The 18,848-nt window shown below is 72.8% G+C and carries 19 protein-coding genes; 10 read left to right on the top strand and 9 right to left on the bottom strand.

Annotated elements, in window-relative coordinates; translation table 11 throughout:
• Window positions 1-30 precede the first annotated feature (30 nt).
• Entirely contained in the window at window positions 31-780 is a 750-nt protein-coding gene (locus GRQ65_RS21010) for a VOC family protein (RefSeq protein WP_160879972.1), read from the bottom strand.
• A 78-nt stretch (window positions 781-858) separates the two neighbouring features.
• Here GRQ65_RS21010 and GRQ65_RS21005 point away from each other — a divergent pair, with 78 nt between their 5' ends.
• Window positions 859-1,833: a winged helix-turn-helix transcriptional regulator gene (locus GRQ65_RS21005; RefSeq protein WP_202388472.1), complete on the top strand. Its 975-nt coding sequence runs from the start codon at window positions 859-861 to the stop codon at window positions 1,831-1,833.
• Between the two features lie 2 nt (window positions 1,834-1,835).
• Here the strand turns inward: GRQ65_RS21005 and GRQ65_RS21000 are convergent, their stop codons facing one another.
• A complete protein-coding gene (locus GRQ65_RS21000; RefSeq protein WP_160879971.1) occupies window positions 1,836-3,515 on the bottom strand; it encodes an AMP-binding protein in 1,680 nt (559 codons plus the stop codon).
• Window positions 3,516-3,678: 163 nt separating this feature from the next.
• Window positions 3,679-4,899 (bottom strand): ROK family protein, encoded by a 1,221-nt coding sequence (locus GRQ65_RS20995; protein WP_337191928.1) that lies wholly within the window; start codon window positions 4,897-4,899, stop codon window positions 3,679-3,681.
• A gap of 88 nt (window positions 4,900-4,987) precedes the next feature.
• Between GRQ65_RS20995 and zwf the strand changes: the two genes are divergently transcribed.
• The 5 genes from zwf to GRQ65_RS20970 are packed head-to-tail and all read left to right on the top strand — an operon-like array spanning window position 4,988 to window position 10,193.
• A complete protein-coding gene (gene zwf / locus GRQ65_RS20990) occupies window positions 4,988-6,481 on the top strand; it encodes a glucose-6-phosphate dehydrogenase (protein WP_160879969.1) in 1,494 nt (497 codons plus the stop codon).
• Window positions 6,478-8,361 carry a phosphogluconate dehydratase gene (edd, locus tag GRQ65_RS20985; RefSeq protein ID WP_160879968.1) on the top strand — a complete coding sequence of 628 codons (1,884 nt, stop codon included), beginning with the start codon at window positions 6,478-6,480 and terminating at the stop codon, window positions 8,359-8,361. Before zwf ends, edd begins: the two co-directional genes overlap by 4 nt.
• Window positions 8,345-9,001: a bifunctional 4-hydroxy-2-oxoglutarate aldolase/2-dehydro-3-deoxy-phosphogluconate aldolase gene (gene eda / locus GRQ65_RS20980; protein ID WP_160879967.1), complete on the top strand. Its 657-nt coding sequence runs from the start codon at window positions 8,345-8,347 to the stop codon at window positions 8,999-9,001. The genes edd and eda overlap by 17 nt, the downstream gene beginning before the upstream one ends.
• A 22-nt stretch (window positions 9,002-9,023) precedes the next feature.
• On the top strand, window positions 9,024-9,743 hold the full coding sequence (locus tag GRQ65_RS20975; protein WP_160879966.1) for a transporter substrate-binding domain-containing protein: 720 nt from the start codon (window positions 9,024-9,026) through the stop codon (window positions 9,741-9,743).
• A 9-nt stretch (window positions 9,744-9,752) separates the two neighbouring features.
• On the top strand, window positions 9,753-10,193 hold the full coding sequence (locus tag GRQ65_RS20970; protein ID WP_160879965.1) for an ATP-binding protein: 441 nt from the start codon (window positions 9,753-9,755) through the stop codon (window positions 10,191-10,193).
• A gap of 25 nt (window positions 10,194-10,218) precedes the next feature.
• On the opposite strand, the gene GRQ65_RS20965 is transcribed toward GRQ65_RS20970, so the two are convergent.
• Genes GRQ65_RS20965 through GRQ65_RS20940 form a run of 6 tightly spaced genes read right to left on the bottom strand, consistent with a single transcriptional unit; the run spans window position 10,219 to window position 15,002 of the window.
• Window positions 10,219-11,265 carry an LLM class flavin-dependent oxidoreductase gene (locus tag GRQ65_RS20965; RefSeq protein ID WP_160879964.1) on the bottom strand — a complete coding sequence of 349 codons (1,047 nt, stop codon included), beginning with the start codon at window positions 11,263-11,265 and terminating at the stop codon, window positions 10,219-10,221.
• The gene (thmT, locus tag GRQ65_RS20960; RefSeq protein WP_160879963.1) at window positions 11,262-11,465 is read right to left on the bottom strand and encodes a 2-hydroxymuconate tautomerase; all 204 of its coding nucleotides are present in this window, start codon (window positions 11,463-11,465) and stop codon (window positions 11,262-11,264) included. The genes GRQ65_RS20965 and thmT overlap by 4 nt, the downstream gene beginning before the upstream one ends.
• A 2-nt stretch (window positions 11,466-11,467) precedes the next feature.
• The gene (locus tag GRQ65_RS20955; RefSeq protein WP_160879962.1) at window positions 11,468-12,976 is read right to left on the bottom strand and encodes an aldehyde dehydrogenase; all 1,509 of its coding nucleotides are present in this window, start codon (window positions 12,974-12,976) and stop codon (window positions 11,468-11,470) included.
• A complete protein-coding gene (locus GRQ65_RS20950) occupies window positions 12,969-13,745 on the bottom strand; it encodes an alpha/beta fold hydrolase (RefSeq protein ID WP_160879961.1) in 777 nt (258 codons plus the stop codon). Before GRQ65_RS20950 ends, GRQ65_RS20955 begins: the two co-directional genes overlap by 8 nt.
• A 7-nt stretch (window positions 13,746-13,752) precedes the next feature.
• Window positions 13,753-14,304 (bottom strand): amino acid synthesis family protein, encoded by a 552-nt coding sequence (locus GRQ65_RS20945; RefSeq protein WP_160879960.1) that lies wholly within the window; start codon window positions 14,302-14,304, stop codon window positions 13,753-13,755.
• Window positions 14,301-15,002 (bottom strand): amino acid synthesis family protein, encoded by a 702-nt coding sequence (locus GRQ65_RS20940; RefSeq protein ID WP_160879959.1) that lies wholly within the window; start codon window positions 15,000-15,002, stop codon window positions 14,301-14,303. Before GRQ65_RS20940 ends, GRQ65_RS20945 begins: the two co-directional genes overlap by 4 nt.
• Before the next feature lie 259 nt (window positions 15,003-15,261).
• On the opposite strand from GRQ65_RS20940, the gene GRQ65_RS20935 reads away from it, so the two are divergent.
• The 4 genes from GRQ65_RS20935 (at window position 15,262) to GRQ65_RS20920 (ending at window position 18,638) form a co-directional block, all read left to right on the top strand.
• Window positions 15,262-16,917, top strand: coding sequence for a BCCT family transporter (locus tag GRQ65_RS20935; RefSeq protein WP_202388471.1), 1,656 nt, complete (start codon window positions 15,262-15,264; stop codon window positions 16,915-16,917).
• Complete coding sequence (locus GRQ65_RS20930) at window positions 16,914-17,351, top strand: ester cyclase (RefSeq protein WP_160879958.1); 438 nt, start codon at window positions 16,914-16,916, stop codon at window positions 17,349-17,351. Before GRQ65_RS20935 ends, GRQ65_RS20930 begins: the two co-directional genes overlap by 4 nt.
• Before the next feature lie 67 nt (window positions 17,352-17,418).
• Window positions 17,419-17,937: a flavin reductase family protein gene (locus GRQ65_RS20925; RefSeq protein ID WP_160880019.1), complete on the top strand. Its 519-nt coding sequence runs from the start codon at window positions 17,419-17,421 to the stop codon at window positions 17,935-17,937.
• 35 nt (window positions 17,938-17,972) lie between these two features.
• Entirely contained in the window at window positions 17,973-18,638 is a 666-nt protein-coding gene (locus GRQ65_RS20920; protein ID WP_160879957.1) for a GntR family transcriptional regulator, read from the top strand.
• Window positions 18,639-18,848 lie beyond the last annotated feature (210 nt).

Raw genomic sequence — 18,848 nt, 5'->3', positions numbered from 1 at the left:
GTGTGACTCTAGGAGGGGTCACCGGACCCGTCAAGGGCGGTTGATGCGCAGCTCCACCCCGTCGAGGTCGACCACGCTCGGGGCCCCGTCGGCGTGCTCGCTCGCGGCGAGCTCGACCGCGCGCATCACCGTCTGCGGGCCCTCGACGAACCGCACCCGGCGGGTGCCGAGCCAGACCCGAGCCGCGCCGTCGTCGTACGCCGACTGGTCGTCGGCGAGCACCGCGCCGAGCACCTCGGTCCAGCGCTGCGCGAGCGCGGCCGGGTCGGGCGTGGCGATCTCGACACCGAGGACGTCGCCGACGAGCGGGGAAGCGGGCTCGACCGCGTCGACGTCGTCCCAGAACCACACGTCGCGCTCGGGGATCTCGTCGAGCTCGACGATGACGCCCATGTCGCCGGGGTGCAGCTGCACGATGCGGCGGTCGAAGTGGCGCTCGTCGAAGAGCACCCGCACACCGGCCGCGGCAGCGCTGTCGAGGAGGACCTGCACGTCGGGCACCTGGACCGACAGGCAGTAGCCGGCGGTGCCGCCGACCTTGGCCAGCCAGCGGCGCAGCGGGTGGTCGTCGGTCAGCGGCGCGACGACCTCGAGGTGGGACTCGGAGCCGATGCGCAGGGTCTCGTCCCGCAGCCCGATGTCGGCCAGCAGCGGGTCGGCGAAGCCGGGCTCGAGACCGAGTCCCTCGCGCAGCCTGCTGCTCGTCGCGTCGTGGTCGGCGGTGGCGATGACGGCCTGGCGCAGGACCGCCCAGCCTTCGGTCGGGAGGGTCTCGGTCATGACCGATTACTACCGAAGATGAAGTCACTGGTCAACGGGCCCGCGGCATCGGGCCCGGTGGAGCCTTAGAGTGCGCGGGTGTCCACCACGTCCACCACGGGGAGTGAGCGCCGACGCGCGGTGACCGTGCTGCCCGAGGGTGAGGGCGCCAACGCGCTCGGCATCGCCTTCGGGCTGCTCGGCGACGAGTGGACGCTCCTGCTGCTGCGTCACTCGGTCCTCGGCGCGAAGCGCTACTCCGACTTCAGCGCGGCCCTGCCGATCTCCTACGCCGTGCTCACCGCGCGGCTCGACCTGCTGGTGCGCGAGCAGCTGATGGAGAAGGTCGTCTACCAGCAGCACCCGGTGCGCGCGGAGTACGTCCTGACCGAGAAGGGCCGCGGCGTCTGGCCGATCCTGGCCGCCATCTGGGGCTGGGAGCGCCGTTGGGTGCCCGAGCACACCTACGACACGCCCCCGATGCGTCACCGCGTCTGCGGCGCGGAGTTCACCCCGCGCTACAGCTGCCGCGCGTGCGGCGAGGCCGTCACCGCCCACGACCTGGTCGCGACCTGGGGGCCGAGCGGCGGCTGGCAGCGCTCGACGCCCGAGTCGCGCACGCGTCGGCGTTCGCAGTCGCGCGAGCGGGCGGCCAAGGCGTTCTACCCCGACACGATGGCCGTCTTCGGCAACCGCTGGTCCTCCGCGGTGGTCGGCGCGGCGTTCATGGGCGTCAGTCGGTTCACCGACTTCCAGAGCCTGCTGGGCGCCCCGCCGAGCCTGCTCGCCGACCGCCTGGCGTCCCTGTGCGAGCGGGAGATCCTGCACCAGGTCAAGCTCGCCGATCGCCCCGACTGGGCGGAGTACAAGCTGACCCCCAAGGGCATCGACTTCTTCCCGGTGATCGGCGTGACGCTGGAGTGGGCCGAGAGCTGGTACCGCGCCGAGGAGGGGCCGGTGCTGCGCTGGAAGCACCGCGCGTGCCGCCAGGAGTTCCACGGCGTGCTGACCTGCGACCAGTGCACCCAGCCGCTCACCGGCCACGAGATCCAGCTGGAGCCGGCGGCCGACTGAGGTCAGCCCAACCGCTCGCGCAGCTCCCGCTTGAGCACCTTGCCGACCGGGTTGCGCGGCAGGGCGTCGACCACCTCGAGCCGCTCCGGCAGCTTGAACGTCGCGACGTCGTGGGTCCGCAGCCGCTCGATGACGCTCTCCAGCGTGGGCGGGTCCTGCCCCGGCGCTCGTACGACGAACAGGCAGACCCGCTCACCGACCCGCGCATCGGGCTCGGCGACCGCCGCGACCTCGGCGACCCGCGGGTCGGCCGAGACGAGCGCCTCGATCTCGGCCGCGGAGATCTTGTAGCCGCCGCGCACGATGAGGTCCTTGGCCCGGTCGACGTGCACGAGGTGGGACGGCGACTCCGAGGAGATCTCGAAGACGTCGCCGGTGCAGAACCAGCCGTCCTCGTCGAAGCCGTCGCGCCCGCGGCCCCAGTAGCCCGCGAAGATCGTCGGTCCCTTGAGGCGCAGCTCGCCGGGCCGGCCCGGCTCCTCGATCACGCTGCCGTCGTCGAGGTCGACGAGCCGGCCCTGCATGGCGTGGCCGACCCGGTGCCGGAAGGGATGCTCGCCGGCGCCGTAGCGCGGGAACAGCCGGCCGCGCTGGTGCGGGTCGGGCACCGTGTCGGGGTCGGCGAACAGCACGCCGCCCTCGTTGGAGCCGAACAGGTTGAGCACCTCGACGCCGTGCTCCTGCTCCCAGACCGCGATCATCCACCCGGCGAGCGGCGCCGAGCCGGAGCCGACCGCGCGCAGGCTGGACAGGTCGTGGGTCTCCCACAGCCTCGGGTCGCCGGCGATCGTGTCGAGCACGAGCGGCGGCGCGCAGGTGTAGGTCACCTGCTCGTCGGCGATCTGACCGAGGAACACCCCGAGCGAGAACGGGTGGTGCTGCACCAGGGTCGTGCCGAGCAGCAGCCAGGGCATGAACATCCCGCCGAGGCCGCCGGCGTTGACCATCGGGAACAGGTTGAGCATGACGTCGTCGGGCCGCAGCCGCGGGCTCTCGCTCGTCGCGTGCCCGACGACCTCCCAGTCGCCGTAGGCGCGCGGCACGCCCTTCGGCTCGCCCTCGGTGCCGGAGGTCCAGGCGAGCGTGACGGTGTCGTTGGGGTCGCGGTCGACCTCTCCGAGGTGGGCGTCGTACGCCGGGTCGCTCGCGTGCGCCACGCCGATCGCGCCGGCCGGCGGCTCGCCGTACGACACGACGGCGCGGAGCGTCTCGACGGCCCCGACGAGCCCGAGCGCCTCGGCGGCGAGGTCGCGGCCCAGTGCGTGGGCGGTCGTCACGAACGCGACGATCCCGGCGCGCTGGCCCATCCGGGTCAGCTCGTGGCGGCGGTACTGCACCGGGAACGGCGTGACGACCGCGCCGAGGCGGGCCACCGCGAGCAGCGCGATCGGGAGCTCGGCGACGTTGGGCAGCTGCACCCCCACCACGTCGTCCGCGCGCACCCCCTGCGCGAACAGCGTGCGCGCCAGCGCGTCGACGTGGGCGTCGACCTCGGCCCAGGTGAGCCGCTTCGACTCCGCTGCCACCGCGCCGGTGATGCGGGCGAGGTCCGGCGGGTCGACCAGCGCCAGCGCGCCCGGCGTCGCCTCGACGTGCTCGCGCAGCAGGTCGTCCCAGGTCCGCCCGCTCCACCACCCGTCGCGCACGAACTGCTCCGCCTGCTCCACCGGGTAGGTCTGCACGCCGACACGCTAGCCCTCACCCCGCCCGAGACTTCCACAGGGACAGCGACCCCGGCTCCCCGCGCCGCCTGCGCCCCTCCCCCGCCGTACCGCCCGCTTGTAACGCGGAGTTGGTGACGGTCCCGACCCGTTGCAACGGGTCGGAAGGGCCTCCAACTCCGCGTTACAGCTGGCGGGTGGCGGCGGGCTCGGGCGCGGAGCTGGAGGGGGCCGGGCGGGAACGGAGGAGGCGGGCGTCGACGGCGTCGGGGCTGAGGACCTCGTCGAGGGCCATGGCGACGCAGCCGACGACGCCGGCGCGGTCGCCGAACGTCGAGGGCAGGAACTGCAGGTCGCGGGTGGCGAGCGCCGTCGAGCGGGCGTAGACGCTCTCGCGGATGCCGGCGGCGTAGACGTCGAACGCCGCGGCCATGTCGCCGCCGACGACGACGGCCTGGGGGTTGAGCAGGTTGATGGCGACGGCGAGGACCTCGCCGAGGAGGCGGCCGCCCTCGCGCAGCTGGGCCTTGGCCTCGGCGTCACCGGAGGCGGCGAGATCGACGAGGTCGCGGATGTGGCCGACGGGGCGCCCGGCCTCACGGCTGGCGGCGACGAGCGCCCAGCCGCCGGCGATGGTCTCGAGACAGCCGTGGTTGCCGCAGCGGCATGGACGGCCGGCGGCGCCCGCGACGATGGTGTGGCCGATCTCGCCGGCGCCGCCGAGGTGGCCGGAGACGACCCGGCCGTCGGCGACGATGCCGAGCCCGAGACCGGTCGAGGCCTTGAGCACGATCAGGTCGTCGAGGTGGCGGGCGACGCCGAGCCGCTCCGAGCGGGCGAGCACGTCGGCGTCGTTGCCGACGAAGACGGGGGCGGCGGTGACCGAGGCGAGGTGCGGTCGCAGGTCGACACCCTCCCAGGCGGCCATGACCGGTGAGTCGATGCACAGCCCGCGCACCGGGTCGATGGTGCCGGGCAGGCTCAGCCCGACGGCGAACACCTCGGCGCCCGGGGAGCCGGCGGGAGCGCGCTCGGCCAGCAGCAGCGCGAGCTGCTCGGCGACCTGGGGCATCACCACGTCCGGGCCGGAGCCCTCCTCGTGGTCGACCGAGGCCGCACCGAGCTCGCGACCGTCGAGGTCGGCGACCGAGACCTGCGCGCGCGAGCGCCCGATCGCGACGCCGAGGACGACGCCGCGACCGGCGTTGAAGACCAGACCACCCGGCGGGCGGCCGCCGGTCGACTTCAGCTCCTCGCCCTCGAGCAGGAGCCCGGCGTCGGTCAGCGCGGTGACCCGCGCGACGACCGCCGTACGCGACATCCCGGTGAGTCGTCGCAGGTCGGAACGGGTGGCGGCGCGTCCGGAACGCACCAGCTCGAGCACCTCGCCGGCCGATTCACTCACGTGATCGATGGTAGAACGGCAAGTTAAGTTCAGGAAATACCTAAGTGGTGCTTGGCGCATACCCACTTGAGTCCCTACCGTTGCACCTATGACGTTGCCGACCAGTGAGCTCGCCACCGCTTCCTCCGTGTGCGACCTGACCGTCGTGGGCGGCACCGGAGACCTCGCGCTGCGCAAGCTCCTGCCCGCCCTCTACCAGTCCGAGCGCCGGGGCAACCTCGCGCCGGGCACCCGCGTGATCGGTGGATCGCGCCACGACCTCGACGACGCGGGCTACCGCGCGATGGTCCGCGAGGCCGTCCACACCCACGTGCCGGCCCACGAGCTCGACGAGACCGTCATCGAGCGCCTCCTCGACCGCGTGCGCCACGTCGTCGTCGACGCCGACTCCCCCGAGGGGTGGGACGAGCTGCACGGCGTGCTCAAGCAGGCCGAGTCCGACGACGTCGTCCGCGTCTTCTACCTCGCCGTCGCGCCGCGGCTCTTCGGGCCGATCTGCCAGCGCCTCGACGACATCGGCGTCGTGGAGCCCACCTCGCGTGTCGTGCTCGAGAAGCCGCTCGGCACCGACCTCGCCTCCGCGCGCCGCATCAACGACGCCGTCGGCCAGGTCTTCGACGAGCCGCAGATCTTCCGCATCGACCACTACCTCGGCAAGGAGAGCGTCCAGAACCTCCTGGTCACGCGCTTCGCAAACACCTTCCTCGAGCCGCTGTGGAACTCCCGGTGGATCGACCACGTGCAGATCACCGCCGCCGAGACCCTGGGCGTCGGCGAGCGCAGCGGCTACTACGACACCTCCGGCGCGCTGCGCGACATGGTGCAGAACCACCTGCTGCAGCTGCTCTGCCTCGTCGCCATGGAGCCCCCGACCTACGTCGGGCGCGAGACCGTCCGCGACGAGAAGCTCAAGGTCCTCCAGGCGCTCAAGCCGATGAGCCCCGAGGACGTCGACCGCGACACCGTGCGCGGGTCGTACGCCGCGGGCGTGGTGGACGGCGCCGAGGTGCCGGCGTACGCCGACGAGCTGGGCCGCCCGAGCCAGACCGAGACCTTCGTCGCGCTGCGCGCCGAGGTGCAGAACTGGCGCTGGGCCGGCGTGCCGTTCTACCTGCGCACCGGCAAGCGGATGGACCGCCGCACCTCCGAGATCGTCGTCGTGTTCAAGGCGCCGCCGCACGCGATGTTCCCCGGCAGCGAAGGCGCCACCGAGCCCAACCGCCTGCACATCCGGGTCCAGCCCGACGAGGGCATGCACCTGCACATGACGGTCAAGGAGCCCGGCCCCGGCGGCATCCGCCTGCGCCCGGCGACCCTCGACCTCAGCTACGCGACCGCGTTCGACGCGGTCTCCCCGGAGGCCTACGAGCGGCTCCTGCTCGACGTCCTCAAGGGCAACCCCACGCTGTTCATGCGCCGCGACGAGGTCGAGGCCGCGTGGGCGTGGGTGGAGCCCGTGCTGCAGCGCTGGTCGAGCCTCGACGAGCGTCCCGACGAGTACCCGGCCGGCAGCAGCGGGCCGGCAGCCGCCGAGGCGCTCCTCGAGCGCGACGGCCGGACCTGGCAGGAGACCGACCGATGACCCGTCCGCAGAGGCGTCCCCATCCCGTCGTCGCGGCGGTGACCGCGCGCATCGCCGACCGCAGCGCGGCCTCCCGCGCGGCGTACCTCGAGCGCATCCAGCGCGCCGGCGACACCGGCCCCGCCCGCACCAAGCTGGCCTGCGCCAACCTCGCCCACGGCTTCGCGGCCGAGGAGGCGAGCGGCAAGCAGGCCCTGCGCGGGCGGGTCAAGCCCAACCTCGCCATCGTCACCAGCTACAACGACATGCTCTCCGCGCACCAGCCGTTCGGCGACTACCCGCCGGTGCTCAAGAAGGCCGTCGTCCGCGCCGGCGGCATCGCCCAGGTCGCGGGCGGCGTGCCCGCGATGTGCGACGGCGTCACCCAGGGCCGCGACGGCATGCAGCTCTCGCTCTACAGCCGCGACGTCATCGCCATGTCGACGGCGATCGCCCTGTCGCACGACATGTTCGACGGCGCGCTCATGCTCGGCGTCTGCGACAAGATCGTGCCGGGGCTGCTCATCGGCGCCCTGTCCTTCGGCCACCTGCCGACGGTCTTCGTGCCCGCCGGGCCGATGGCCTCGGGGCTGCCCAACGGCGAGAAGGCCCGCATCCGGCAGCTGTACGCCGAGGGCAAGGTCGGGCGCGCCGAGCTGCTCGAGGCCGAGGCCGCGTCGTACCACTCGCGCGGCACGTGCACCTTCTACGGCACCGCCAACTCCAACCAGCTGCTGATGGAGGTGCTGGGCCTGCACCTGCCGGGCTCGTCCTTCGTCAACCCCGACACCCCGACGCGCGCGGCACTCACCGACGCCGCGGCGGCCCGCGCCGTCGCGATCACCCGCCAGGGCGGCGAGCCGACCCCGATCGGCGAGATCGTCGACGAGAAGGCGATCGTCAACGCCTGCGTCGCGCTGCTCGCCAGCGGCGGGTCGACCAACCACACGCTGCACCTGGTCGCCATCGCCCGCGCCGCGGGCATCGCGCTGACCTGGCAGGACCTCTCCGACCTGTCCGCGGTCGTGCCGCTGCTGTGCCGGATCTACCCCAACGGCGCGGCCGACGTGAACCACTTCCACGCCGCCGGCGGGATCGCGTTCCTCGTGCACACCCTGCTGCGGGCGGGCCTCCTCCACGAGGACGTGCGCACGATCATGGGCCACGGCCTGTCGACGTACACGACCGAGCCGCAGCTGCGCGGCGGCGAGATCACCTGGGTCGAGGGCCCCAAGCAGAGCCTCGACCTCGACGTGCTGCGCCCGGCCGACGACCCGTTCGACCGCGACGGCGGGCTCAAGGTGCTCGGCGGCCCGCTCGGCACTGCGGTCATCAAGACCTCGGCGGTCAAGCCCGAGCACCGCGTGGTCACCGCCCCGGCGCTGGTCTTCGACGACCAGGCCGACTTCCTCACGGCGTTCGCGGCCGGCGAGCTCGACGGGCGCGACCTCGTCGCCGTCATCCGCTACCAGGGCCCGGCCGCCAACGGCATGCCCGAGCTGCACAAGCTCAACCCCGCCCTCGGGGTGCTGCAGGACCGCGGCCACCAGGTCGCGATCGTCACCGACGGCCGGATGTCCGGTGCCTCGGGCAAGGTGCCGGCAGCCATCCACGTGACCCCGGAGGCCGCCCTCGGCGGGCCGCTGGCCCGGGTGCGCGACGGCGACCTGGTCACCGTCGACGCCGAGCGCGGGCTGCTGACGCTCGCCGAGGCCGACGAGCTGCAGCACCGCGCGCCCACCGGACGCGCGCTCGAGGGCGAGGAGTTCGCCGGCACCGGCCGCGAGCTGTTCGCGGCGTTCCGCGCCACGGTCGGTCCCGCCGACCAGGGCGCCAGCGTCTTCCCGGCCCTCGCGGGCGTCGTTCCCACCGAAGGGGTCACCCATGTCCAGCACGCCTGAGTCCGCTGCGCCCTCAGTCCCCGCCTCGGTCCTCAGCGTGGTCCCGGTCATGCCGGTCGTCGTCGCCCACCGCGTCGAGGACGCCGTGCAGATCGCCCGCGCGCTCGTCGCCGGGGGCCTGCCGGCCATCGAGCTGACCCTGCGCACCCCGGTCGCGCTCGACGCGATGCGCGCCATCGCCGACGAGGTGCCCGAGATCCTGCTCGGCGCCGGCACCGTGCTCACGCCCGGACACGCCAAGCAGGCGCTCGACGCCGGCGCGCGGTTCCTGGTCTCCCCCGGCGCGACGCCGTCGCTGCTCGCCGGGATGGCCGACACCGGGCTGCCGTTCCTGCCCGGCACCGCCACGGTCTCGGAGGTGCTCATCTGCCTCGAGGCCGGCATCACCGAGATGAAGTTCTTCCCGGCCGAGGTCTCGGGCGGTGCGCCGTACCTGAAGGCCATCGCCTCGCCGGTGCCCGAGGCGCGCTTCTGCCCCACCGGCGGCGTCACGCCGGCCAACGCGCCGACGTACCTCGCGCTGCCCAACGTCGGCTGCGTCGGCGGCACCTGGCTGACCCCGCCCGCCCTGGTCGAGCAGCAGGACTGGGACGGGATCACCGCGCTGGCCCGGGCGGCCGTGTCGCTCGCGGAGGCCTAGGCACGCCGATACCCTCGGGGGCGTGGACTCGCTGAGCCCGGACCTCGCCCCCGCTCTCGCCCCGACCGGCACGCTGCGCGCCGTCATCAACCTCGGCAACCCCGTGCTCGCGCAGGGGACGCCGGAGGCGCCTCGAGGCGTGACCGTCGCGATCGCCGAGCACCTCGCCGAGCGGCTGGGCGTGCCCCTGTCGCTGGTCACCGTCGAGGGCGCCCGCCACTCGCTGGCGGCGCTCGTCGACGGCGAGGTCGACGTCGCCTTCCTGGCCCGCGAGCCCGCCCGCGAGGCCGAGGTCGCCTTCACCGCGGCGTACGTCGTGATCGAGGGCGTGCACGTCGTCGCCGCCGACTCCCCGCTCACGAGCGCCGACGAGGTCGACCGCGAGGGGGTGCGGATCGCGGTCAAGGAGGGGTCGGCCTACGACCTCTACCTCACCCGCACCGTGCAGCGCGCCGAGCTCGTGCGCGGCGACGTCGCCACCGAGGTCTACGAGACCCAGGGGCTCGAGGTGTGCGCCGGGGTGAGGCAGCCGATGGAGTCCTACGCCACCGAGCACGGGCTGCGTGTGCTCGAGCCGGCGTTCCAGCAGATCCAGCAGGCCGTCGCCCTCCCCCGCGACGCCGACCCCGAGACGGTCGCCGTCGTCGCGGCCGAGGTCGAGCGGCTCAAGGCCGACGGCTCGATCGCCCGGGCACTCTCCGAGAGCGGAGTCGCCGCCACCGTCGCGCCCCCGGCCGGCTGAGGAGCCGTCGTGGTCCTGCTCCACACCGGCGCCGAGCCGTGCACGACGTTCGTCCTGCCGCACGCGGCGGAGTCGCTCGTCTCGGCCCGGCGCAGCATGGTCGACGAGCTGCTGGAGTTCGGCGTCGACCGCGACGCCCTCGTCGACGCGGAGATCGTGCTCGGCGAGCTGATGGCCAACGCCGTCGAGCACGGCGCCCCCCTCGCCACGGTGCCGACCGGGCCCCGCGCCGGCGGGCTCTTCGAGGTCGGCTGGTGCGTGCTGGGACCGGTCCTGCGCCTCAGCGTGGTCGACGGCGGCAGCGGCGCCGCGCTGCGACCCGGAGCGTTCGACTCCGAGTCGCTGCGCGGGCGCGGCCTGCAGATCGTCGACACCGTGTGCGAGCGGTGGGAGGCCGACCTCGTGGCCGGCACCCGGATCACCGCCGAGCTGAGGATCTCCTCCGACTAGCGTCAGCAGATCGCCCAGGAGGGCGTCAGGAGAACGCCGGCACCACGTGGTCGACGAACAGCTGCAGCGAGGCCCGCTTCTCCTCGTGGCTGAGGCCGTTGTCGATCCAGAAGCTGAACTCGTCGACGCCCAGCGACTCGTAGTGCTTGATGCGGGTGATGACCTCGTCGGGCGTGCCGATCATCGCGGTGCGGTGCAGCGACTCGGGCGAGAACTCCGGCCGCTCGGCGAACTTCGACTCCGGGCTCGGCTCGAGGAAGCCGTCGACCGGCGTCGTCAAGTTGGCGAACCACGCGTCGAAGGTGCGGTAGAAGCGGTTGACCGCCTCGGCCGCCGGGCGCCAGCCCTCGGGGTCGGACTCGGCGTGCACGTGGGTGTGGCGCAGCACCATGAGCTGGGGGCGCTGCTCGACCTCGGGGTGCGCGGCGATCGCGGTCTCGAACTTCCCGACCAGGTCCTCGACCTCCTCGTCGCCCTTCATCAGCGGCGTCACCATGACGTTGCAGCCCTGCTCGACGGCGAAGTCGTGCGACGCGGGGTCGCGCGCGGCGATCCACATCGGCGGGGTCGGCTGCTGCACCGGCTTCGGCACCGACGTGGAGGTCGGGAACTGCCAGATCTCGCCGTCGTGGGCGTAGTCGCCCTGCCACAGCGCGCGCACCGCCGGCACCAGCTCGCGCAGGTGCTTGCCGCCGTCGGTCGCGGGCAGGCCGCCGGCCATCCGGTCGAACTCGAACTGGTAGGCGCCGCGCGCCAGCCCGACCTCCATGCGGCCGTTGCTGATGACGTCGAGCAGGGCGCACTCGCCGGCCGCGCGGATGGGGTTCCAGAACGGCGCGATGATGGTGCCGGCGCCGAGCCGGATGGTCGTCGTACGCGCGGCGAGGTAGGCCAGGATCGGCATCGGGTTGGGCGAGATCGTGTACTCCATCGAGTGGTGCTCACCCACCCAGACGGTGCTGAAGCCGCCCGACTCGGCGAGCAGCGTGAGCTCGGTGAGGTTCTCGAACAGCTCGCGGTGCGACACCTCCTCGTCCCAGCGCTCCATGTGCACGAACAGCGAGAACTTCACGGTTGCTCCTTCGAGAACAGCTCGGCGACGGTGACGTCGCCGCTGGCGTAGTGGGTGCGGGGCACCTCGCGCACGATGACGCGGACGTGCTCGGGGCGGGCGCCGGCGGTGGTGACGACGGCATCGTGGACGGCGGAGATGAGCGCGCGGACCTGCTCGGGGCTGCGGCCCTCGGTGAGGGTGACGTCGACGAGGGGCACGCTCAGCTCCTCATCACGAACGGGTCGCCCAGCGGCGCGGAGCTGGTGTTGATCCACACGCTCTTGAGCTGGGTGTACTCCTTGATGGTCTCCTGGCCGTGCTCGACGCCGACGCCGCTGGACTTGTAGCCCTGGCGCGGCGACATCGGCGACATCGCGCGGTAGGTGTTGACCCAGATGGTGCCGGCCTGCAGCCGCGAGGCCATCCGGTGCGCGCGGCCGAGGTCGTTGGTCCAGACGCCGGCGGCCAGGCCGTACTCCGTGTCGTTGGCCAGCGCCACGACCTCGTCCTCGGTCTCGAACGGCATGACCGCCACGACCGGGCCGAAGATCTCCTCGCGCACCACGCGCATGTCGTTGTGCACGTCGACCAGCACGGTCGGACGGTAGAAGAAGCCGCCGAGGCCGTCGCCGTCGGTCGCCTCGCCGCCGGTGAGGACGCGCGCGCCCTCGCTGCGGCCGAGGTCGACGTAGCCCGCGACCTTGTCGCGCTGGTCGGCGAAGGCCAAGGGGCCGAGCTCGGTGTCGTCGCGAAGCGGGTCGCCGATGCGGATCGTGCCGGCGCGCTCGGCGACCCGCTCGAGCAGCTCGTCGTAGACGCTGCGGTGCGCGAAGACCCGGCTGCCGGCGATGCAGGTCTGCCCGGCGGCGGCGAAGACGCCCGCGATGACGCCCATCGCAGCGTTGGCGACGTCAGCGTCCCCGAAGACGATGTTGGGCGACTTGCCGCCCAGCTCGAGCGTCGAGCCGAGGAAGCGCCCCGCGACGTTCGCGGCGATCCGCGAGCCGGTCTGGGTGCTGCCCGTGAACGAGACCTTCGCGATGCCGGGGTGGTCGACCAGGGCCTGGCCGGCCTCGGCGCCGAAGCCGGTGACGACGTTGACGCAGCCCGGCGGGAAGCCCGCCTCCTCGACGAGCTCGGCGAGGCGGAGCACCGAGGCGGAGGTGTACTCCGACGGCTTGATGACCATCGTGTTGCCCGAGCAGAGCGCCGGGGCGAGCTTGCTGGTGGTGAGCGTGAGCGGGGAGTTCCAGGGCGTGATCGCGCCGACCACGCCCAGCGGCTCGCGCACCGTGTAGTTGAGCACCGAGCGGTCCGAGGTCGGGATGACGTCGCCCTGGATCTTGTCGGCCAGGCCGGCGTAGTAGTGGTAGTACTCCGGCAGCGTCGCGAGCTGGCCGCGCATCTCGCGCAGCAGCTTGCCGTTGTCGAGGCTCTCGGTGCGGGCGAGCTCCTCGGCGTTCTCCTCGATCAGGTCGGCGAGGCGACGCAGCAGCCGGCCGCGCCTGGTCTGGCTCAGGTCGCGCCAGCGCGGGTCCTCGAACGCCGTGCGCGCGGCGCGCACCGCACGGTCGACGTCGCTCGCGTCGCCGCGGGCGGCGGTGTAGAGCACCTCGCGGGTCGCGGGGTTGTGGCTCTCGAAGAAGTCGCCGCCGGACGGCTCGACCTGCTCGCCGCCGATGTGGTGCAGGCGGCGCGCGGTCGCGGTGGCTGTCGTGGTCTCAGGCATGGACGCCTCCTGCGGTGGTGGGCTCGGTGGGGGCCTGGCTCCGGGTGCGAGTGACGAGGTCGGCGACCAGGCGCGCGAGGACCTCGGGTGACTGGACAGGCAGCATGTGGCGCACGCCCGGCACGACCTCGGCACGGCAGCCGGGGACGGCGTCGGCCAGGCGGCGGGTCATCTCCGGCGTCGAGCCCGGGTCGTCGGCTCCGGTGACGGCCAGCGACGGGACGCCGATGCGGTGCAGGTCGTCCGCGACCTCCGCGTCGCCGGTGGCGAACACGCGGTAGCAGGCCAGGAACTGCGCCGGGTCGTTGGCGGCCAGCACCGCGCGGGTGCGCTCGACGGCCCCGGGCGCGACCTGCGTGCCGTCGTACCACCGGTGGATGGAGGCCTGCGCCGCCGCGTCGACGTCGTCGGTGGCGACGTGGAGGCGGGCGAGCACGGCCTCGCGCTCGGTCGGCGTACGACGGCACACCGAGCTGACGCTGGTGAGCGAGGCGACCAGGTCGGGGCGGTGGATCGCGAGGTGCTGCGCGACCAGCGCGCCGAGGGAGAACCCGACGAGGTGGGAGCCGGGCGGCACGTCGGCCGCGACCCCGTCGGCGAGCCCGGCGAGCGTCACGTCGTCGGCGACCCGGGCGGCGTCTCCGTGACCGGGCAGGTCCGGCGTGCGGACCTCGCAGCCCGGCAGCGCGCGCTCGAGCAGCGGCCGCACGTCGTCCCACACGGTGTGGTCGAGGCCCACCCCGTGCAGCAGCACCAGCGTCGTGGTCACGACCCGGTCACTGCTCCGTCGAGAGGGCGGCCAGGCGCTGCTGGGGGCGACCCTGGGCCGCGGCGGCCAGCGCGATCACGATCTCGCCCGGGTGGGGGGCGTCGGGCAGGCGCACCTCGAAGGACTGGTGGTGCGAGCGGATCGTGGCGTCGGTGACGTGCTTGAGCGGGATGTCGAAGAGCACGCCGGCGGGGCCACGCTTCTCGACCGCGGGCAGCAGCGTGGTCGCCGAGGCCGCGGTGCGGAAGTGGTCGCCGAACTTCAGCGTGTGGATGAGCGCCGAGCCGTGCTCGATCTCGCCGTCGAGGCCGACGACCGCGGCCTTGCCGAAGGCCTCGGGGGCCGCACCGAGGGCCTCCATCACCCGCGGGGCGAGCAGGGCGCCGAGGTCGGAGGCGTGGGCGTCGATGCCTGGAGCGAGGTCCTCGACGAAGCCCTGGCCGGACCAGGGGTTCTCGATGACGGCGGCGACGACAGCGACGCGAGCGGCGGGCTCCACGGGGCGCCCGCCCTCGGTGAGCACCTCGTCGACGACGGTGACGATCTTGCGGACGTTCACGGGCGAGGGTCCTCTCGGTCGGTGCTCGTACGCCGCGCGCTCGCGGCGGTGGCTGCGGTCGCTGCGGTCGCGGCGGTCACGGTGGGGTCGGTGCTGCGGTCGCCGATGCGGGCGTGCGGGCGCGGGCCGGTGGAGCCCGCGACGACGACCACGATCTCGTCCGCACGCGGGCCGTCGGGCACCCGGGCGCTGACGGTCTGGTAGTGGCTGCGGGTCGCGGCGGCGACCTTGTGCCACATCGGCACGACCAGCGACTCCCCCGCGTCGGCGCGGGCGTCGGCGAAGCAGATGATCGACTGGCCGCCGAGGAACTCGCGGACCAGGTTGCCGAACCACGGCGTGTGGATCAGGGCCCCGCCGTGCTCGATCTCGCCGCGGGTGCCGACGACGGCCCCCTTGCCGAACGCCTCGACGGCGTCGACGCCACCGAGGGCGTGCAGCAGCCGGTCGGTGAGCTCGACCGCCAGCCGCGGCGCCATCGCCTCGACCTCGGGGGCCAGGTCGCGGGTGGCGGGGGTGCCGACCCACGGGTTGCGCACGACCGCCGCCACGCTCGCCTGCACGGCGGGCACCGCCGGCGCGCCGCCGTTCTCCAGCAGCACCTCCTCGCGGTGCACCACGATCCGGCGCAGCCACGTGGCCGGGAGCGCGGGCGCGTCCTCGAGCGACGCGAGGGGCCTCTCCAGCTCGACCGTCATCAGCGTTCCTCTCGTTTCATGTATGCAACAGACCGTACGGGCGGCGTTGTATGCATGTCAACCGTCGTGCAGCCTCGATGTCGCCGGGCGAGGTCGCACCGGCGTGATGTGGCCGTTACACGGTGGCAACGGGTTTGCGGACCGTGATCTGGCGGGAGATCCGGGTCACCCCATTGACACGTTCGATGTGACCTACCTAGCATCCCGTTGTATGCAAGACCGTCGCAGTGACGGCCGCGTGGAGGTCCAGGGAGGCCACATGTCATCGAAGTCCATCGAGACGCCAGATCTCGATCGCATGATCGGGGTGCCGTCCGCGACCGGCGACCTCGACACCCCGCCGGCTCCCCCGGTCGAGCCTCCGACCGACGACTCGCAGGGCTCCGGTCGCCTCGGCAGCGTCTTCGCGGCCTCGGTGACGGTCTGCGCGCTGTTCGTCGCGTGGGGCGTGCTCTTCACCGACAACCTCAACGACGTCACGACGTCCTCGCTGAACTGGATCACCGCCAGCTTCGGCTGGAGCTACCTCGTCGTGACGCTGGCGATCCTGATCTTCCTGGTCTTCCTCGCCTTCAGCCCGTACGGCGAGATCCGGCTCGGCCGCGACGAGGACCGCCCGGAGTTCTCGACCATCTCGTGGTTCGCGATGATCCTGAGCGCCGTCATGGGCATCGGCCTGGTGTCGTACGGCGTCGCCGAGCCGATCTCGCACTTCAACACCCCGCCGCACGGCCTGGCCGAGCCGGGCACGCCGGCCGCCGCAGTGCGCGCGATGCAGTACTCCTACTTCGACTGGGGCCTGCACGCCTGGGCGATCTTCGCCGTCTTCGGCCTGGCCATCGCCTACTCCACCCACCGCAAGGGCCGCCCCACCCTGGTGAGCCAGCTCTTCCGCCCGCTGCTCGGCGACCTCGTCGACGGCCCTGTCGGCAAAGCGATCGACGTGCTCGCCGTCTTCGCGACCCTCTTCGGCACGACCACCTCGCTCGGCCTCGGCGCCCTGCAGGTCAACAACGGCCTGGCCACGCTGTTCGGCATCCCGGTCAACGACGTCAGCCAGGTCCTCATCATCGCCTTCGTCACCGCCGTCTTCACGCTGTCCGCGGTCACCGGCGTCAGCAAGGGCATCAAGTTCCTGAGCCAGGGCTCCGCCGGCCTGGCCACCGCGCTGTTCGTCTTCATGCTCGTCGTCGGCCCGACGGCGTTCCTGGCCAACCTCTACATCGAGTCGGTCGGCACCTGGGCCACGGACTTCTTCCGGATGAGCCTGCAGGGCACCGCCTTCGGCGACCTCCAGTGGATGCAGTGGTGGACCTACTTCATGATGGCGTGGTGGGTGTCGTGGGGCGCCTTCGTCGGCGTCTTCCTGGCCCGCATCTCCAAGGGCCGCACCATCCGCGGCTTCATCATGGGCGTGCTGGTCGTGCCGACCGTCGTCTTCTTCACCTGGTTCACCGTCTTCGGCGGCACCGCGATCCACGTCGACATGTTCGACGGCGGCACCATCGGCGCCCAGACCGCGGCCGACATCAACTCGGCGTTCTTCGCCACCCTCGACGCCTTCCCGCTGGCCAGCATCACGTCGTTCGTCGCGATCGTGCTCGTCGTGATGTTCTTCGTCTCCGGTGCCGACGCCAACACCTACGTGCTCGCCATGATGACCTCCGGCGGCTCGCTCACCCCGCGTCGTTCGATCCTCGTGCTGTGGGGCGTGCTGACCGGGATCACCGCGATCGTGCTGATGCTCGCCGGCGGCCTCAACGCCCTGCAGAACACCGTGATCGTGACCTCGGCGCCGTTCCTGGTGATCATCGCCGGGCTCGCCGTGTCGTTCTGGCGCGAGCTGATCAACGACAAGCGCGAGGCCGAGCAGGCGAAGGCCGAGGCCCGCGAGGTCGCCGAGGTGACCCGGTGAGCCAGACCGCCGACGAACGCCGCGCGCTCGTCACCGAGTGCTGGGCCGCGGCCTGGGACGACGGCGACGTCGCCGCCCTCGACCGGCTGCTCGCCCCCGACTACCGCCGGCGCTCGAGCAGCGACGAGCAGGGGCTCACCCTCGAGGAGTTCAAGGCCACGATCGTCACCACCCGGGCGTCGTTCCCCGACCTGAGCACCACGATCGAGGACCTCGCCGTCGACGGCGACCTGGTCGCCGTGCGGTGGCGCAGCAGCGGCACCCACACCCATCCGTTCCTCGGCGTCCCGGCCACCGGCCGGGCCGTCGAGGTCGCGGGGGCCACGTTCGCGAGCTTCGGCCCCGACGGGCTCGTCCACGAGGAGCGGGTCACCTGGGACCCGCGCGGCCTGCTCAGCGCGCTCGGCATCATCACCGTCGGCCAGGACTCCTGAGCCCGCGACCGAGCCCGAGCCCGAGCCCGTGACCACCACCCCCGACCCGCACACCGAGGAGACAACGATGTCCGTCGCCGCCCCCGCAGCCGCCCCCGTCGTACTCGACGCCGACCTGCTCAAGCAGGTCAACCGGCGCTTCGTCACCGGCGTGACCCTGGTGACCACGATGGACGGCGAGACCCCGCGCGGGCTCGCGGTCAACGCGTTCGCCAACATCTCGCTCGACCCGCCGACCGTGATGGTCTGCGTGCAGCGCACGTCGTCGACCCACGACTGCCTGTTCCGCGCCACCCACCTGGCCATCAACATCGCCTCTACCGAGCAGATGGACGTGATGGGCGCCTTCGCCGGCAAGTCGGCCGACAAGTTCGCCGGCGTCGACTGGACGCCCGGCGTGCACGGCAGCCCCGTGCTCGCGCGCAGCAGCGCCCACATGGAGGTCGAGATCCGCGAGCGGCTGCAGGCCAGCACCCACACGGTCTTCATCTGCCGCGTCGTGGACGCGTCGGTGGGCGAGGCCGCACCGGTGGTCTACAGCGCCGGTAGGTTCTACGACTCCGAGGGCCTCGACCCCCTCGCCTGAGCCCGCACCCCGAGCCTGGACCGAGGAGCCGATCCATGGAGCGCCCCGCCGCCAACGGCAGCCGCCAGTCGCGCGTCATCTCCGAGATGCGCCAGCGCATCATCACCGGAGCCGCCGCCTCCGGCGCCCTGCTGTCGGAGGTCGCGCTCGCCGAGGAGTTCGGCGTCAGCCGCACCCCCGTCCGCGAGGCCCTCAAGCAGCTGCAGACCGAGGGCCTCGTCGAGATCCGCCCCCGCGTCGGCACCTTCGTCGCCGCCCCCTCGCGCCGCGACCTCACCGAGCTGTTCGAGATGAAGGAGCTGCTCGAGGGCGCCGCCGCCCGACTGCTCGCCCAGCGCGGCCGCGTCCGCGAGGTCGAGCTGCTCGAGGAGAACGTCCACCAGGGCGACCTCGCCGTCCGCGCCGACGACCGCGCCCGCTACGCCGAGCTCGTCCAGGAGTTCCACGACCTGCTCATCGTCGGCGCCGACAACACCAAGCTCGAGGCGCACTACCGCACCCTGATGAACCAGCTCGCCTACTCCCGCCTCGTCCACACCTCCCTCGGCCAGCCCGGCCGCGCCCTGCAGTCCGAGCGCGAGCACCACGTCGTCCTCGAGCTCGTCCTGGCCAAGGACGGCGACAGCGCCGAGCGCGTCATGCGCGAGCACGTCCGCGCCAGCCGCCGCGCCCTCCTCGCCGGCCTCGAGCCCGGTCTCTGACGCGCACCTTCTCCCCGTCCGGTCGACTGTCGAACTTCCGGGGTCGCCTGGTGACCGGAAAGTTCGACTGTCGACGGCAACCTCCGGTCGGCCGACGTCTGTGCAACTTCCAGGTCATCTGGTGACCAGAAAGTTGCACAGTCGCCCGCACGACGCCTCGCCCGCGTACCGCCGGTCGACAGTCGAACTTTCGGGACACCGGCATGTCCC

The sequence above is a fragment of the Nocardioides flavescens genome, assembly GCF_009823805.1.
Taxonomy (GTDB): Bacteria; Actinomycetota; Actinomycetes; order Propionibacteriales; family Nocardioidaceae; genus Nocardioides; species Nocardioides flavescens.
This window is presented reverse-complemented; position numbering and strand designations above follow the sequence as displayed.

Coding starts and splice junctions, on each gene's coding strand:
- GRQ65_RS21010 (WP_160879972.1), bottom strand. CDS start 780: ATGACCGAGACCCTCCCGACCGAAGGCTGGGCGGTCCTGCGCCAGGCC.
- zwf (WP_160879969.1), top strand. CDS start 4,988: ATGACGTTGCCGACCAGTGAGCTCGCCACCGCTTCCTCCGTGTGCGAC.
- edd (WP_160879968.1), top strand. CDS start 6,478: ATGACCCGTCCGCAGAGGCGTCCCCATCCCGTCGTCGCGGCGGTGACC.
- eda (WP_160879967.1), top strand. CDS start 8,345: ATGTCCAGCACGCCTGAGTCCGCTGCGCCCTCAGTCCCCGCCTCGGTC.
- GRQ65_RS20955 (WP_160879962.1), bottom strand. CDS start 12,976: ATGCCTGAGACCACGACAGCCACCGCGACCGCGCGCCGCCTGCACCAC.
- GRQ65_RS20940 (WP_160879959.1), bottom strand. CDS start 15,002: ATGACGGTCGAGCTGGAGAGGCCCCTCGCGTCGCTCGAGGACGCGCCC.
- GRQ65_RS20935 (WP_202388471.1), top strand. CDS start 15,262: ATGTCATCGAAGTCCATCGAGACGCCAGATCTCGATCGCATGATCGGG.
- GRQ65_RS20925 (WP_160880019.1), top strand. CDS start 17,419: ATGTCCGTCGCCGCCCCCGCAGCCGCCCCCGTCGTACTCGACGCCGAC.
- GRQ65_RS20920 (WP_160879957.1), top strand. CDS start 17,973: ATGGAGCGCCCCGCCGCCAACGGCAGCCGCCAGTCGCGCGTCATCTCC.